The organism is Heliomarina baculiformis (genome assembly GCF_019966545.1).
GTDB lineage: Bacteria > Pseudomonadota > Alphaproteobacteria > Rhodobacterales > Rhodobacteraceae > Heliomarina > Heliomarina baculiformis.
The window spans coordinates 342,813-358,667 of sequence record NZ_JAIMIC010000002.1 but is presented as its reverse complement, the minus strand read 5'-3'; the positions used below and the strand labels follow the sequence as shown (position 1 = coordinate 358,667).

The following is a 15,855-nucleotide window of genomic DNA, read 5'->3' as shown; positions in this document are numbered from 1 at the left end:
TTGCCCCGTTGGCGGGGTTCTTGAGGTTAATTTCCGTATACGTAATTGGGCAGCCACAGCGCGATCTGTGGGAAGGCCATGACCAGCACCAGCGCCAGCACCATAACCAGCACAAAGGGCACGATGGACCGATAGATGTCCTTCAGCCCGATCTCGGCCGGGGCCATCGCGCGCATCAGGAACAGGTTATAGCCGAAAGGCGGGGTCATATAGGCGATCTGCGTCGTGATCGTATAAAGCACGCCATACCAGACCAGATCAAAGCCCAGCGCCTGAACAAGCGGCACATATAGCGGGGCCACGATCACCAGCATGGCCGTGTCGTCCAGGAATGTGCCCATCAGGATAAAGCTGAGCTGCATCAGGATCAGGATCATCCAGGGCGACAGGCCAAGCTGCTCGGTGAACAGGGATTCAATGGCCCGAACCGCGCCCAACCCGTCGAACACCGCCCCAAAGCCGAGCGCGGCAAGGATGATCCACATGAACATGCAGGAGATACCCAGCGTGTTGCGCACCGAATTCTCAAACACCTCGCGCGTCATCCGCCCCTTGAACACCGCCGCGAGAAACGCCGCCAGCGCCCCAACGGCCGAGCTTTCGACGAGAGAGGTCCACCCGTTCACGAAGGGGATCATCATGACGGCAAAGATCCCAAGCGGCAGCAGCCCTGCGCGCAGAAGGCGCAGCTTTTCGTTGCGGCTGACATCGCGATCATCGGCGGGCATCGCCGGGCCAAGCTCGGGCTGGATTCGGCAGCGGATCACCACATAGAGGATGAACATCGCCGCCATCATCAGGCCGGGCACCGCACCTGCCAGCCAGAGCTGCCCTACCGGCGCCCGCGCGATCATCGCGTAAAGGACCAGAACGACCGAAGGCGGCACAAGGATACCAAGGCTCGACCCCGCCTGAATGACGCCGGTCACCATGCGTTTGTCATAGCCGCGCTTAAGCAGTTCGGGCAACGCGATGGTGGCCCCGATGGCCATACCGGCCACCGACAACCCGTTCATCGCCGACACCAGCACCATCAGCAGGATCGTCCCAATCGCCAGCCCGCCCCGCAGCGGACCCATCCAGACGTGGAACATACGATAAAGATCGTCTGCAATCTTGGATTCCGACAGCACGTAGCCCATGAAGATAAACATCGGCAGGGTCAGCAGCGGATACCATTTCATCAGCTTCATTGCTGATGAAAAACCGATATCCGACCCGCCCGGCCCCCACATTAGCACCGCCGCCGCGACGCCGACAAAGCCGATGGCCCCGAACACGCGCTGCCCGGTAAAGAGCATCAGCATCATGGTCGAGAACATGAGGATGGCGATCATTTCATAGGACATCAGACTGTCACCCCGCGAATGGTGGCAACGTCCTTGAGAAACTCGGAAACCGCCTGCAGCAACATGCAGAGAAAGCCAAATATCATGATCACCTTGATGGGCCAGAGATAGGGTCGCCATGCGGTCGGGCTGCGTTCGAGGTAGCCCATTTTTTCTGCCGCGCCGTCCGTACCTCCGGTGACAAAGGCGACCAGCAGCTCCCAGAAGTACTTGAACGGTTCCTGCCCGAAATACCCAAGGCTATAGGCGGTCGAACTTACCGCGCCCATGATAAGGATCACGAGGAAGAACAACAGGAAGAAGACGGTAAAGGCATCGACCCATGCCTTCTGAAGGGCCGTCCATTCGCCATAGAACAGATCCATCCGCACATTCGCGCCAAGCTGGATCGAATAGGGTCCGCCCAGCACGTAATAGGCCACCATCGCGAACTGCGCCATTTCCAGCGTCCAGAGCGAGGGGTTGAAAAAGGTCTTGGACACCGACGACCAGAGCAGGATGCCCATGATCACGAAGATGCCGTACATCACGAGACGGCCTATACCTCGATTGAACCCGTCCACCACACGGATATAGCCAAGCAGGATTTTGGGCATCAGCTCTGCCCCCAGTCGCGCACGTCGGGGCGCGACATGACCCGGCCCAAAGCCCCGGAGAGCATGCTGCCCATACGCGCCACAAGCTCGGGCCGGTTCAGCAGGTCGTTGCGGATTTCCAGCATGACATTGGCAATGCCGCGCGACATCGCGTGACGCTTGAGCGAATGGGTGACACCATCCTGCGGGCCATAGGGCTGGTTGCGTTCCACCTTGTGCGGCGCGCCTTCCAGTTCTTCAAGCAGCGCATCGGCAAGGCGCGTATCCTCATCATGCAAGATACCGATTTCGACGTCACGCTGTGCACCGAAATAGACCGGGGTAAAGCTGTGCACCGTAACCACCATCGCGGGTTGCACATCCTGAAGCGCCTTGTCCATCGCAGCGCAGAAAGGATCATAGATGCGCGACACCCGCTCGGCTCTTGCCTCTTCACTCAGACCCGCATTCCCGGGGATCTCGTAGATCTCGCTCTTGGCTGGGATCGCATCCGGTGCCTCGGGCGGGCGGTTGCAATCGTAAAGCAGGCGTGAAACTTGACCGAAAACCAATGGCGCCTGAAGCGTCACCGCAAGCTGGCGGGACAACGCAAGCGCGCCCGGATCCCAAGCGACGTGGCTCTGACGAACCTCCTCGCTCAGACCAAGGTCGCCGAACTCTTCGGGAAAATCACAGGAGGCATGTTCACAGACAAGCAGAACCGGCGCTGGCGCGGCGGCTCCCTCAAAGGTCGCGGCGGCAATGGCAGTCTGATCTTGTGGCATCTGTCCCCCTTACGCGGGTAAGGTTTCGCCAGCCATGGCAGCCGAGTCAATGATATTTCTGAAACTTTTTCTTCTTTCCCTCCGGCAATGAAACTATGATTACAAAATCGACAATCTGGCAAGGACCTCAGGTTTGGACGACACCGCCCAGCAACGGCTGAAAAAAGTGCATGACACGCTGACCCGTGCCGAGCGGCAGCTTGCCGGAGCCATCCTTGAAAACTATCCGATGTCGGGGCTTGGTTCGATCACCCGGCTTGCCGAAAAGGCCGAGGTTTCAACGCCCACCGTGGTGCGGATGGTGCAAAAGCTGGGCTACAGCGGCTTTCCCGAATTTCAGGCCGCGCTGCGCGAAGAGCTCGAAGCGCAGATCTCGAACCCGATCGACAAGCGCGACAGCTGGTCGAACACCGCGCCGCAGGAACATCTGCTGAACCGCTTTACCGACGCGGTGATCGGCAACATCCGCCAGACCCTTGCCCATATCGACCCGGCGGATTTCGACGCGGTCGCCGCGCTGCTGGCGGATGAGGCGCAGTCGGTCTTTATCGCCGGTGGCCGCATCACTCATGCCCTGTCGGAATATCTGCACCTGCACCTGCAAGTGATCCGGGGCCGCGTCCAGCATATCCCGACCACCTCGAACGCATGGCCTCATGCGCTGCTCGACATCGAACCGGGCGATGTGGTGGTGATCTACGACATCCGACGTTACGAGAATTCGACGCTGAAACTGGCCGAGATGGCCGCCGCACGTGGCGCGCGCACGGTGCTGGTCACCGACCAGTGGCAGTCGCCGATCAGCCGCTTCGCAACCTATTCTTTCTCCTGCCGGATCGAAGCGCCTTCGGCATGGGATTCCACCGTGGCGATGATGCTGCTGTCGGAAACGCTCATCGCCGCCGTACAGGAAGCGGCATGGGAACGGACCCGCGACCGGATGGGCGCGCTTGAGGAAATGTTCGACGAAACGCGGATCTTCCGCAAGTTTGTCTGACCGCCTATTCGTCCTGACCGTATTCGGCTTCGTCGATGATCTGGCGCGACGTGCGTTCGTCCAGAACCGCCCAGCAGGTATCCTTGCCGGGACTCGGCAGAACTTCTTCCTCGCTGTGCCGATGGATATGGGCCTTGGCAAGGAACAACGCCGTCACCGGGGCGGTCAGGAAAAGGAACAGGGTGATCAGCAATTCATGCACCGACACATATCCCTCAAGCACAAAGGAGTGGATCAGCGAGGCGATCAGCACGCCCCCTACGCCAAGGGTCGTGGCCTTGGTCGGGGCATGTAATCTCGACATCGGATCGCGCAGCTTGATCAGCCCGAAAGAGCCCACCAGACCAAAGCAGCCGCCGACCACCAGAAAGATCGCTGTCAGGATATCGCCTATCTCGCCCATCTGGCCCTCACTCGATAATGTTGCCGCGCAGCATAAAGCGCGCATAGGCCACGGTGGAAACGAACCCCAGCATGGCGATGATCATGGTCGCCTCGAAGAACACCTCGGTGCCTTCCTGGATACCTGCAAGAACCAGGATGGCGATAGAGTTCACCACCATCGTATCCAGTGCCAGAACCCGGTCGCCCACGCCTTCGGAAGTGATGATCTTCCAGAGATTCATCAGGACGGCCAGCCCGAAACAGGCAAAGGCAAAATAAAGCGCGTAGGAAAGGATCATTCGAAAATCTCCATAAGGCGGCTTTCGTAACGGTCGATGATCTCCTGGATCACGGCATCCGGATCGGGCGCGTGCAGGCAGTGCACCAGCAGGTTGTGCCCCTCGCTCGACAGATCACAGGAAACGGTGCCGGGCGTCAGGGTGATCGTGGCCGCGAGTGTCGTGATCGCCTCGGGCGTGCGCAGCCGCAGCGGAACGGAAATCCACGCCGGTTGCAACGCGTCGACCCGCATGAACAGGATCTGGTAGGCCACGGTGACATTGGCCACGAAGATATCATAGATCACGACACCGATGTAGCGCGCGACTTTCAGCGGACTGCTGATGCGCGGGTTGTTCGGCCAGTACGGGCGGATCACAAAGGGAATGAAGACGCCCAGCAGAAAACCGAAAATCACCGAGTTCCAAGAGAACCTGTTGACCAGCATCAGCCAGACCAGTGTCAGCAATACAGTCAGCAGCGGGTGCGGGAAAAAGCGGCGGAAGAGGCTCATGATCCGGGCCCTTTCAAAACGGCGTCGATATAGAGCTGCGGCGTGTAAAGTTGATCGGCCGTGTCTTCGGCAAAGCGCATCACCGGACCTGCGAACACGGTCAACGCGATCAGGACGGCGAAAAGGCCGAACACCGGCACAAAGGGCAAGCGCGGCGCATCCGTCGGAAAGACCACGCCTTCGCGCCGGGCGGTATCCTCGTCGACATCACCCCGGCCGCTACCCGTGTCAAACGCCTTCCAGAACACAAGGCTCCCGGCGCGGGCCAGACCAATGATCGCGATCAGCGAAGTGATCAGCACTACGGACCAGATCAGCACCACATCGGGCGCATCCCATGCCGCGTCCAGCACAAGCAGTTTGCCAATGAAACCCGACAGGGGCGGCATGCCCGCCATCGCCACAGCAGCACCAAAGAACAGGGCCGCGATGACGCCGCCATGCTGCATCGGGCGGCGCTGGCTGATGCTGTCGCCACGGCGTTCGATGATCATGTCGGCGACAAGGAACATCATCGCCGTCGCAAAGGTCGAATGGATCAGGTAGTAGATCGCCGCCGCGCTGGCCTCGGGCGTAAAGAGCGAGATGGCAACCATAAGCGTCCCTGTCGAACCGATGGTGATGAATGCCGTCATCCGCGCCACATGTGCCGCGCCCTGCGTGCCGATCATACCGACAGCCACCGTCAGAAGCGCCGCGTAGACCAGCCACTCACCGGCCAGCCCCTGCGCCACCGGTGTCTCGGGACCAAAGATCAGCGTGAACATCCGCAGGATAGAATAGGCCCCGACTTTGGTCATGATTGCAAAAAAGGCCGCCACCGGCGCTGGCGCATTCGAATAAGAGGCGGGCAGCCAGAAATGCAGCGGCAGAACCGCAGCCTTGACCGAAAAGACCAGCAGCAAAAGTACCGCACCGATGCGCAGCAGGGCGGTATCTTCTGCCGGGATCTCTGCCGCCTTCACGGCCAGATCGGCCATGTTCAGCGTCCCCGCGACACCATAGATCGTACCCAGCGCAAAAAGGAACAGCGTCGAGCCGATCAGGTTGTAGGCGACGTATTGAACGCCCGCACGCAGGCGCGTGCCGCCACCGCCATGGATCATCAGACCATAGGAGGCGATCAGCAGAACTTCGAAGAAAACGAAGAGGTTGAACGCGTCACCGGTCATGAACGCGCCGGACACCCCCATGATCTGGAACTGCAACAGCGGGTGGAAATGCCGCCCGCGATTGTCCCAGCCGGACCAGATCGCGTAAAGCACCACCGCCAGCGCCAGCTGTGAGGTCAGCACGATCATCAGCGCCGACAGCCGGTCGAGCACCAGCACGATGCCAAAGGGCGCAGGCCAGTCACCCAGTTCGTAAACCGAGACTTCGCCGCTCATCGCATGGTTCAGCAGGGCAAGCGTGATGCCGTTCAGCACCAGCACCCCGGCAACCGAGAAGATCCGTTGCAGATCAAGATGGTGACGGATCACCATCAGAAAGAATGGGGCCAAAAGCGCCGGCAGGACGATTGGCAGAACGATCCAGTGGCTCATGCGTCGTCTTTCGCCGGTTCAGAGGGGTTGTCCATGTCGATCCTGTCGTCATTCTCGGAAAGATAGGCGCTAAGCGCGATCATCACGATCACCGCCGTCATGCCAAAGGAAATCACGATGGCGGTCAGCACCAGCGCCTGCGGCAACGGGTCGGTATAAGTCTCGACCCCGTATTGCAGAATCGGCGGTGCGCCCACCGACAACCTGCCGGTGGCAAAGAGGAACAGGTTCACCGCGTAGGACAGCAGCGACAGGCCAAGGATGACCGGGAACGTCCGCTGACGCAGGATAAGGTAGATGCCGCAGGCGGTCAGAACACCGATGGCCGAGGCGAATAACAGCTCCATGCTCAGTCCTTTCTGATGACGCGGCCGTTGTCATCGCGCGACGGGTTGATGTCCATCGGATGACGGCTGTCGATATTGGGGTTCCACGCGTAGCGCGACAGGCTTTCAAGCGCGAGCAGTACCGCGCCGACCACGGCCAAGAACACGCCAAGGTCGAACAGCGCCGCCGTCGCCCATTCGAATTCCTCAAGCCCCGGCGGATGGATATAGCCGAATGCCGAGGTCAGGAAGGGCATACCGTTGAACCAAGCGCCAAGCCCGGTCACAGCGGCGACAAGAACACCGGAGCCGATGATCCCGTGATACGGGAAGTGCTGCCGTGCGGCAGCCCAGCCGAAACCCGACGCCATGTATTGCATGATGATGGCGATGGCCGCGATCAGACCGGCAATGAAACCACCACCCGGCAGGTTGTGCCCACGGAAGAAGATATAGGCCGCCACCATAAGCGCCACCGGCATCATCAGACGCGTCACGACCACCATCATCAGCGGATGCGCGTCCCCGGCAACCGGTTGGTCCGGCACGCGGTTCAGCAGACGCGCACGCACGCTGGTCTGCATGATCGCCTCGGTGATCGCATAGATCACGATGGCCGCGATCCCCAGCACGATGATCTCGCCAAAGGTATCAAAGCCCCGGAAATCCACGAGGATCACGTTGACGACGTTGTCACCGCCGCCGCCCTTGTAGGAATTGGCAAGGTGGAATTCAGAGATCGTGTCGAAGGCAAAGCCGCGCGTCATGATCGCAAAGATCAGCCCGCCGACACCAAGTCCTGCGGCGACCGAGATCAGAACATCGCGCGTCCGGCGTCCGACAGAGCTTTCACGCGGGGTGGTTTTGGGCATGAAATTCAGCGCCAGCAGCATCAGCACGATGGTGACCACCTCAACCGAAAGCTGGGTTAGTGCCAGATCGGGCGCCGAGAAGTAGTTGAACAGCATCGTCACGACCAGCCCGACAACACCGATCAGCACCAGCGACAGCAGGCGGTTGCGGTGGAAGGCAACGATACAAAGCGTCGCCGCCACCAGGCCGAACCAGCCAATCGCGGGCAGCACCTCGATCTCGAGCATTGGTCGCGTCTGCGGTCCCATTGCGCCAGTGGTGAAGGCATAACCGCCAAGGACCAGAACAAAGACGATGAAGATCGCCGCATAGCGCCCGATGGCCCCGTCATGCAGCGTGTCGGTGATCCCGCGGCAGGCCCGCGTGAGCGCGCCGACAAGCCCGTCGAAAATCGTCTTGGCCTCGGGCCGGGGCGTTGCGATCCAGCCCTTGTCGAGCGGGCGGTGCAGCGCCAGCAGGATCAGGCCACCCACTACAGCGATGCCCGACATGTAAAGCGCAGGCGTCACGCCGTGCCAGATCTTGAGCGGATAGTAATCGCCGTATTCGCCCATCACTGCGTCGGTAACGGTGCGCACGAGATTGCCCGCGACAGCCTCGGGGAAGAGACCGATCGCGATCACCAGCAGAACGAGGAAGGCGGGCGATATCCACATGCCGACACCGGGATCGTGCGGCTTGGACGGGTAGTCGTCGCGCACCGGGCCAAGGAAGACATGGCCAATGAAGCGGAAGGAATAGGCCGCCGAAAACAACGCACCGATGGTGGCCAGCACCGGGAAGAACCAGTGCGAGTCAAGCCACGTGGTGTGCGAAATCTCTTCGAGCATCATCTCCTTGGAGAGGAAGCCGTTCAGCGGCGGAATACCCGCCATCGACAGCGACGCGATGGTCGCGATGACGAATGTCACCGGCATCAGCGTGCGCAGCCCCCCCAGCCGCTTGATATCGCGGGTATGGGTTTCATGGTCGATGATGCCCGCGCTCATGAAGAGCGCCGCCTTGAAGGTCGCGTGGTTCAGGATGTGAAAAACAGCGGCCAGCGCCCCGGCCTGTGTTCCGAGCCCAAGCAACAGCGTGATCAGGCCTAGGTGACTGACCGTCGAAAACGCGAGCAACGCCTTGAGGTCGTCCTTGAAGAGCGCGATCACCGCGCCCAGCACCATCGTCACCAGACCTGTAGTCGACACGATATAAAACCAGGCGTCGGTGCCCGCAAGCACAGGCCAGAGCCGCGCCATGAGGAACAGACCGGCTTTGACCATCGTCGCCGAGTGCAGATAGGCCGAAACCGGCGTCGGCGCGGCCATCGCGTGGGGCAGCCAGAAATGGAACGGAAATTGCGCGGACTTGGTGAAACAGCCAAGCAGGATCAGGATCAGCGCCGTAAGGTAAAGCGGCGAGGACTGGATAAGCTCTTTCTGATCAAGGATTTCGCTCAGCGAATAGGTGCCTGCGATATTGCCCAGAACCAGCATGCCCCCGATCAGCGCAAGACCGCCCGCGCCGGTCACCGCCAAGGCCATGCGCGCGCCCTGCCGGCCTGCCGGCAGGTGCTTCCAATAGCCGATCAGTAGGAAAGACGATAACGAGGTCAGCTCCCAGAACACCACCAGCAGCAGGATGTTGTCCGACAGAACAATGCCGACCATCGCGCCCTGAAACAGAAGCAGATAGGCATAGAACTGGCCCATCGGGTCTTCGCGCGACAGGTAATAGCGGGCGTAGATGATGATCAGCAGCCCGATCCCAAGGATCAGCGTGGCGAAAAACATGCCAAGCCCGTCCATGAAGAAATGCAGGTTCATGCCAAGCTGCGGCAGCCAGTCGATCTGCGCCGTAACGACGCCGCCTGCCATGACACGGGGCGCGTTCACCAGCACACCGATCAGCGCCAGCAAGGTCACCGCCCCGGCCGCCGAGGCGCAGGCATTGCGCCCCGCCCGGATCAGAAGCGCCGGAAAGACAGCGCCCAGAAAGGGAAGAGCAGCAATCAGAAATAGCGACACTGGCGGCACTCCATTCTTCGGACGCGAAAAGGTTTACACGTGCCTAAGCAAATTTTCCTGACTGTCAAACCCTTCGCGGAGCCGAACTTTGAAAACGCGGCATTTTGCGCCCGTTCAGACGGCCTGCAGCCCTTGTCATGCAGTCCGCAAGCAAGTGTTGCACAAAGGGCGAGTTGACATGAATTTGATCGCATGGATCGGCGGCCGACGTGATGCGCCCTTGCCGGTCGCCAGGCGGCAACGCAAGCTTTGGCGATGGAGCAAGCGAAAGACCCGGCCCCTCTCTTTTCCCGCCGTCGCCTTATGGCAGGTACGGCGCTGACGGTCCTTGGCGGGGGTGCCGCTTTTTACATGTCATCGCTTGCCCCCGGCTACGCGGGTCTCTCGCTGAACGTCCGGGAAGCGCACCAGCAGGCCGTCGCGGGCGACATCACCCTAATCGATATTCGCCGCCCCGACGAATGGGCGCGGACCGGAATCGGCGAAGGCGCGCATCCCATCGACATGCGCCGCGATGATTTTACCGAAGCGCTGGTAACGCTCGTCCCGGATCGGGCCGCCCCCATCGCGCTGATCTGCGCCCGTGGCGTTCGTTCCGCACGCATGGCCAACCGGATGAGCCGAGAAGGTTTCAGCAATATCATCGACGTGCCCGAGGGCATGCTGGGCTCCGCCGCCGGTCCGGGCTGGCTTGCCTCAGACTTGCCTACCCTGCCCTACAAGGAGCCAACATGATCCGCCCCCTCCTCGCCGCGCTGTCGTGCTTCGCCACGCAGGCGCTGGCCGATTGCGGGCCAACACCCGGCGCCTGTTCGACAGAAAACGGCGAATATCACGCCGCCCCGGTCGAGGCCGACAATGCCCCGGCAGTGATCTTCCTGCACGGCGCGGGCAGCAACGGCGCCAACACCATGCGCAACACGGGCCTCGTAAATGCGCTCAATGCGCGAGGATATACGGTGATTGCCCCGACCGGTTCACGTTCCTTCGGAGAATCCGGATCGAGCTGGAATTTTTTCCCAAGCTGGGAAGGCCGGGACGAAACCGAATTTCTTCAGGAAGTCGCGCGAGACGCGGAGACCCGCTTTGGCATCGACCCTGAAAGGATCCTGCTCGCCGGATTCTCGGCGGGCGGATTCCAGGTGACATACACGGCCTGCGATGCTCCGGAAACGTTCGCCGCCTATGCCCCGGTTTCCGGCGGCTTCTGGCGACCCCAGCCGCAAAGCTGCGTCGGTCCCGTGCGGCTCTTCCATACCCACGGCTGGCGCGATACCGTCGTTCCGCTGGAGGGACGCTCGCTCGGGGGTGGCAAATTCGTGCAAGGCGATATCTTCGCCGGTCTGGAGCTCTGGCGGCTTACCAATAAATGCGACGGACACGACCCGACAAGCCATGCAGACACAGGAGAATTTCAGCGCCGCCGCTGGGAAGATTGCGCCCCCGGCAGCGCGCTTGAGTTCGCACTCTTCCCCGGCGGACACATAGTGCCTCCGGGATGGTCTGACATGATTGCGGACTGGTTCGAAAGCCTTCCGGAGTAAGCGTGTTACTCGGCCGCGATCTTATGTGCGCCGCGCCCTTCGAGCATCGTCTTCAATTCGGCCCGGTAGTGACGGGCGGCAAAGGTTATCGGCGGTGCGCGGAAATCCTCGCGGGTTCCCATCCAGCGCCCTGTACGGCTGAACGACACACCGCTCAGCATCGACAGGGGCACAGCCAGCGCAAGGCTGATGGCGATCGGCAGCAGCCACGGCGACACCACGCCAAGCGCCATGCCGGTCAGCAAGGCCGCACCGCTTACCGTTTCGAGGATGTGCACCTTGAGAACCGTCAGGAAGGAATAGTGGCCGCCTTCACGTGCCTGCGGCGACCAGCCCTGCTGCATGCCGGTTGCAGTACGAAACACGGCAACCACCTGCTGCACCATCAGGATAGGCGCATAAAGAACGGACAGGACGACTTCGGAAAGGAAAGACAGGGCAAACCGGGCAGATCCGCCGAACTCAGAGAAACGCGCACCGGTCAGCGGCAGGGCTGCGATCCCCAGCAATTTCGGCGCAAGCAGCATGGCATACATGATGACGATGATCAGCACATGCCGCCCTTCGCTGAGCTCGGGCCAAGTTGGCATCAGTGGGTTCGACGGGCTGAAATAACGCAGCACGCTTGCTTCTTCGCTGGTCCCGATCAACGCCCACATCACCAAAAGCGCAAACCACATCGGCGACAGCAGATACCCGATGGCACCGTGGAACATGTGAAACCGCGACATCGAACGGAAACCACGCGCATTCAGCAGGCTCAGGTGCTGAAGGTTGCCCTGACACCAGCGACGGTCGCGTTGAATATGGTCGATAAGCGTCTGCGGTGTCTCTTCGTAACTGCCCCGGATGCGCGGCAGGAAGCGCACGCCCCAGCCAGCCCGACGCAGCAGGCCGGCTTCTACGAAATCGTGGCTCATGATGAGCTGCGACCGTCCGCCCCGCCGCTTAAGATAGGGCAGACCTGCGCAGGCCGCAAAGGCCGCAGTGCGGATGATTGCGTTGTGACCCCAGTAGTTGCCTTCATGCCCGGCGAGACGGGCGACGCCTTCGGCGAGAGCCGCGCCATAGACCCCCGAGGCAAACTGCTGCATCCGGCCAAAAACCGATTGCGCCCCGATAAGCTGCGGAAAACTCTGGATCAGGCCAGCGCCCGGGTCACGGGCCAGCGCGTCGGTCAGGCGAACGATGGCGCGACCGGTCATCAGGCTGTCGGCATCCAGCACCAGCATAGCCTCATAACCGCCGCCCCAGTTGCAAACCCAATCCGCGATATTGCCCACCTTTCGGTCGGTATTTTCCTCGCGGCGGCGATAGTAAAGCTCAAGCCCCGGCGACAGAACCGCCTGCACGGCGCGAACCGCTTCCTGCTCCTCGCGGGCGATTTCATCGTCGCGCGTGTCAGACAGGATGAACATTGCATACCGATGGGCGCCGCCCCGCGCCCGCAATTCTTCCAGCATGGACCGGGCGTTCCCCAGCACGTACCAAGGCACTTCGTTATAGATAGGCATCAACAGCGCGACGTTCATCGGCTTGGGCATCGCGCCGGCTGAGCGTTCCTGCGGACGTGCGCCCTTTCGTGTCAGCGACCAGACACCCAAAAGAACGGTCGTTACCGAAAAGGCGATCCAGAAGAAGTTGAAGCAGATGAGGGCGATCAGCGTGCCTTCGATCAGGGTGATCCCGGCATCCGAAAACCAGCTGATCATCGCGTAAAGCAGCCCAATCGTCGCGGCAATGGCGGGACCGAAGGCGCAAATCCGGCTCACCGCCGCACCCTTGGCGTAGCCCGCGCCGGGCGCGGTCTCGTCATGGTATTCCTGAAAGAAGTCCTGAACCGGCATCGCGCGGGGGGTGCGCTCCGGCATGAAACGATACTCAGACATTTCTTGTCCACCGATACAGCCAGACTTCACTGGCGGGCGCACCATCCTTGCGGATCTGGGCGCGAAGCTCGACCACATCCCGGTCGCCGGGATCAAATGAAAAGGCCAGGCGCAGGCCACCTGTATCGGGGTTTCTCTGAAGCACCCCTTCAGTGGTCTCGGCCTGTGCCGAAGTGATACGAAGTTCGAACGTATCCAGTTCGTCTTCGAAAATGACATCGGGTTCGAAATCGATGGTGACGATACGCCCGTGTTCGTGTTCCGACCATGCGTGGCTTTCGCCCATGCGCGTCTCGATGACACGGGCCATGCCCGTGTCGACGGGCGCCTCGGCACACCATGTGAGGCGATAGGCCACCTCAAGGCTTTCACCCGCCGGAACCGGATCCTTGGGCCGCCAGTAGGCAACGATATTGTCATAGATCTCGAGGTCTGCCGGAATCTCGACCAGCGTGACCGAGCCCGGCCCCCAGTCGCCTTTGGGTTCGACCCATACACCGGGACGCTTGTGATACAGCGCCTCGAGATCGGCGAAATCGGCAAAGCGGCGAGACCGCTGCATCAACCCAAAACCTTTGGGCATCTGATCCACGAAAGAAGAGATCTGAAGGCGCGTCGGATTGGCCAGCGGCCGCCACAGAACTTCTCCCGCACCGTTCCACACCATCAGCCCGTCCGTATCGTGTACGGCGGGTCTGAAATCATCGAACCGGGTCCGGTCTGTGGCGTCATGTAAAAACATGCTGGTCAACGCGCCAATGCCGATATGGTTCAGTTCTTCTCGCGCAAAAAGTGTGGCCGTCACATCCATGATGCAGGACGGCCCCGGCGTGATGTCGAAACGATAGGCACCGGTCACGCTCGGGCTGTCCAGAAGCGCATGAACAATCATGTTTTTCTGCCCCGGCACTGGCGCCTCAAGCCAGAAACGGGTGAAATCCGGAAACTCCTCGCCCTCGGGGTCGCCGGTCTTGAGCGCAAGCCCGCGCGCCGACATGCCATAGTTCATCGCGTAACCGATCGCGCGGAAATAACTCGCCCCCTGAAAGACGCAGAACTCGTTCTTTTTACCCGGCTCCGTCAGCTCTGTACGTAAACGCAGCCCTGAATAGCCGAGGTTACCCTCAAGGGTTACCTCAGGGAATTTGTCGCTGTGATCGAAACGACTGAAATCGAATGGAAAATCGCGGGCAACTCCGTCTTCGACGATATCGATTCCGACAGTGCGCTTGAAATACAAGCCGGGCGGGAAGAAATCGACCTCGTAGGGGCGGTCCGTATGCGACCAGAGCCCATCCTTGGACCGGAACCAGATAGAGCGGTACTGCTCATAGGTCAGGTCGATCCAGTCCTGCGGAACTGTCGGGCGGGGCGTATACTCCTGCCCTGCCATCTCGTGTGCCAGCGCGATGACCTGATCGTGCGAAAACGGTTCGCTCTGCGCTTTGGCGCGTGACGCGCCCAAGGCCATAATTGCGGTTGATGAGGCCAGAAAAGCGCGTCTAGTCAAACTCATGTCCGTTTCGATCTCCAAGGCTGGGATTTAAACCAAGCCGCGATATAGGCCACTGCAATCAATAAGCAAAAGCCGCCTAAGTTAATCAGCGCGAAGGTGCCGAAATTGCGCCCGATCTGGTCAAGAACAAAGCCAAACAGGCGGGCAACCGCCATCGAGGTGACAAAAACGGCAAGGGATTGCTGCCCAACCTTGAGTGTCACGGTCAGCAGCACCGACCAGACCCGCGCCGCCGCGCCTTCGCCAACCGCGCGCAGACGGTCCCCACCGTCGCCGGCCACGACCCAGGCGAGATAGGCCAGCGACAGGAAATGGACATAGCGCAGGATAGCGAAGTCGGTCTTGTCCCGAAGGTCGAACCCGGTGCTTTCGTTCAGGGCCTTCATTCCGTCCCAAATCGCCAGCAGATCGGCGCCCAGCCCGGGCGTGAGGGCATTCACCCAGCTATAGACTTTCCACGACCCAATCGGCGCGCTCAGCACGAGAAAAGCAGCCGCAGCCCAGATCAGCCCCTTTTTGACGGGCGGTGGCGGCAGCCAACCGCGCATGAATGCGAAGCCGGTAAAAAACAGCAATTGCCAGCCGAACGGGTTAAAGAACCATTCGCGCGACGACCACGGCTCGGCGGGAAAATGGATGCTGCCCACGTTGGCCGCCAGCCAGATCGCGATGACACAGGCAGCCACAGCCCAGAGCGACACCCGCGCAAGCGCCATGATCAGCGGCATCATCGCCAGAACGCCCAAGTACATCGGTAGAACGTCGAAATAATTGGGCACATAGGTCAGCGTGAAGACCCCGACCATCTGCTCTGCGGGATCGTCGAAGAAAAACCGCAGATTGAGATCGTCGATGTAGGAGAACGAGCTGCCCGAGTAGAGATCGAGCGCGGCCATCGCCGTGGCGGTAAAGAAGAAGAGGCAGATATGCGCCCAATAGACCTGCCAGCACCGAAACAGCACACGCGCCGTTCCCATCAGCCATCCCCGGCGCACAAAGGCGCCGCCAAAGGCGATGGCCGAGGCCATGCCGGAACAGAACACAAATATCTCGGTCGCGTCGGAGAACCCGAAACGGGCAGGAATCCAGTTGGCCCAGGCGTTGCCGGGAATATGGGCGACAAGGATGATGAACATCGCGATGCCCCGGTAGAAATCAAGCCGAATATCGCGAGTCGTCGAAACCGCCGCCGGTGTCTTCGTGGCGCTACGGGGCGCAGAGAAATCGGTACTGGGCGAAACTGTCGCCATATGGTTATTCATCCTCGAAAA

The 15,855-nt window shown here is 60.7% G+C and carries 15 protein-coding genes; 3 read left to right on the top strand and 12 right to left on the bottom strand.

Translation table 11 applies throughout. The features are described from left to right. Positions 1-26 precede the first annotated feature (26 nt). The 3 genes from MF268_RS05325 to MF268_RS05315 are packed head-to-tail and all read right to left on the bottom strand — an operon-like array spanning position 27 to position 2,709. Positions 27-1,349: a TRAP transporter large permease gene (locus tag MF268_RS05325; RefSeq protein WP_238369859.1), complete on the bottom strand. Its 1,323-nt coding sequence runs from the start codon at positions 1,347-1,349 to the stop codon at positions 27-29. Next, on the bottom strand, positions 1,349-1,945 hold the full coding sequence (locus tag MF268_RS05320; protein ID WP_238369858.1) for a TRAP transporter small permease subunit: 597 nt from the start codon (positions 1,943-1,945) through the stop codon (positions 1,349-1,351). The genes MF268_RS05325 and MF268_RS05320 overlap by 1 nt, the downstream gene beginning before the upstream one ends. After that, a complete protein-coding gene (locus MF268_RS05315; RefSeq protein ID WP_238369857.1) occupies positions 1,945-2,709 on the bottom strand; it encodes an N-formylglutamate amidohydrolase in 765 nt (254 codons plus the stop codon). The genes MF268_RS05320 and MF268_RS05315 overlap by 1 nt, the downstream gene beginning before the upstream one ends. A 133-nt stretch (positions 2,710-2,842) precedes the next feature. Between MF268_RS05315 and MF268_RS05310 the strand changes: the two genes are divergently transcribed. Continuing rightward, positions 2,843-3,706 carry a MurR/RpiR family transcriptional regulator gene (locus MF268_RS05310; protein ID WP_238369856.1) on the top strand — a complete coding sequence of 288 codons (864 nt, stop codon included), beginning with the start codon at positions 2,843-2,845 and terminating at the stop codon, positions 3,704-3,706. Positions 3,707-3,710: 4 nt separating this feature from the next. On the opposite strand, the gene MF268_RS05305 is transcribed toward MF268_RS05310, so the two are convergent. Genes MF268_RS05305 through MF268_RS05280 form a run of 6 tightly spaced genes read right to left on the bottom strand, consistent with a single transcriptional unit; the run spans position 3,711 to position 9,635 of the window. Then, on the bottom strand, positions 3,711-4,109 hold the full coding sequence (locus MF268_RS05305; RefSeq protein ID WP_238369855.1) for a Na+/H+ antiporter subunit G: 399 nt from the start codon (positions 4,107-4,109) through the stop codon (positions 3,711-3,713). A 7-nt stretch (positions 4,110-4,116) separates the two neighbouring features. Continuing rightward, the gene (locus MF268_RS05300; RefSeq protein ID WP_273544901.1) at positions 4,117-4,389 is read right to left on the bottom strand and encodes a K+/H+ antiporter subunit F; all 273 of its coding nucleotides are present in this window, start codon (positions 4,387-4,389) and stop codon (positions 4,117-4,119) included. Beyond that, on the bottom strand, positions 4,386-4,883 hold the full coding sequence (locus MF268_RS05295; RefSeq protein ID WP_238369854.1) for a Na+/H+ antiporter subunit E: 498 nt from the start codon (positions 4,881-4,883) through the stop codon (positions 4,386-4,388). The genes MF268_RS05300 and MF268_RS05295 overlap by 4 nt, the downstream gene beginning before the upstream one ends. After that, complete coding sequence (locus tag MF268_RS05290; RefSeq protein WP_238369853.1) at positions 4,880-6,427, bottom strand: monovalent cation/H+ antiporter subunit D; 1,548 nt, start codon at positions 6,425-6,427, stop codon at positions 4,880-4,882. Before MF268_RS05290 ends, MF268_RS05295 begins: the two co-directional genes overlap by 4 nt. Further along, on the bottom strand, positions 6,424-6,774 hold the full coding sequence (locus MF268_RS05285) for a Na+/H+ antiporter subunit C (RefSeq protein ID WP_088633710.1): 351 nt from the start codon (positions 6,772-6,774) through the stop codon (positions 6,424-6,426). Before MF268_RS05285 ends, MF268_RS05290 begins: the two co-directional genes overlap by 4 nt. A 2-nt stretch (positions 6,775-6,776) precedes the next feature. Further along, complete coding sequence (locus tag MF268_RS05280; protein ID WP_238369852.1) at positions 6,777-9,635, bottom strand: monovalent cation/H+ antiporter subunit A; 2,859 nt, start codon at positions 9,633-9,635, stop codon at positions 6,777-6,779. Between the two features lie 255 nt (positions 9,636-9,890). On the opposite strand from MF268_RS05280, the gene MF268_RS05275 reads away from it, so the two are divergent. Together MF268_RS05275 and MF268_RS05270 are read left to right on the top strand one after the other, a co-directional pair. Beyond that, positions 9,891-10,370, top strand: a complete 480-nt coding sequence (locus tag MF268_RS05275; RefSeq protein ID WP_238369851.1) for a rhodanese-like domain-containing protein — start codon at positions 9,891-9,893, stop codon at positions 10,368-10,370. Further along, positions 10,367-11,179: a CE1 family esterase gene (locus MF268_RS05270; RefSeq protein WP_238369850.1), complete on the top strand. Its 813-nt coding sequence runs from the start codon at positions 10,367-10,369 to the stop codon at positions 11,177-11,179. The genes MF268_RS05275 and MF268_RS05270 overlap by 4 nt, the downstream gene beginning before the upstream one ends. A gap of 5 nt (positions 11,180-11,184) precedes the next feature. Here the strand turns inward: MF268_RS05270 and mdoH are convergent, their stop codons facing one another. The 3 genes from mdoH to MF268_RS05255 are packed head-to-tail and all read right to left on the bottom strand — an operon-like array spanning position 11,185 to position 15,846. Beyond that, positions 11,185-13,068 carry a glucans biosynthesis glucosyltransferase MdoH gene (mdoH, locus tag MF268_RS05265; protein ID WP_238369849.1) on the bottom strand — a complete coding sequence of 628 codons (1,884 nt, stop codon included), beginning with the start codon at positions 13,066-13,068 and terminating at the stop codon, positions 11,185-11,187. Further along, on the bottom strand, positions 13,061-14,584 hold the full coding sequence (locus MF268_RS05260) for an OpgD/OpgG family glucan biosynthesis protein (protein ID WP_238369848.1): 1,524 nt from the start codon (positions 14,582-14,584) through the stop codon (positions 13,061-13,063). Before MF268_RS05260 ends, mdoH begins: the two co-directional genes overlap by 8 nt. Beyond that, positions 14,581-15,846, bottom strand: a complete 1,266-nt coding sequence (locus MF268_RS05255) for an OpgC family protein (RefSeq protein ID WP_238369847.1) — start codon at positions 15,844-15,846, stop codon at positions 14,581-14,583. Before MF268_RS05255 ends, MF268_RS05260 begins: the two co-directional genes overlap by 4 nt. Positions 15,847-15,855: the final 9 nt, after the last annotated feature.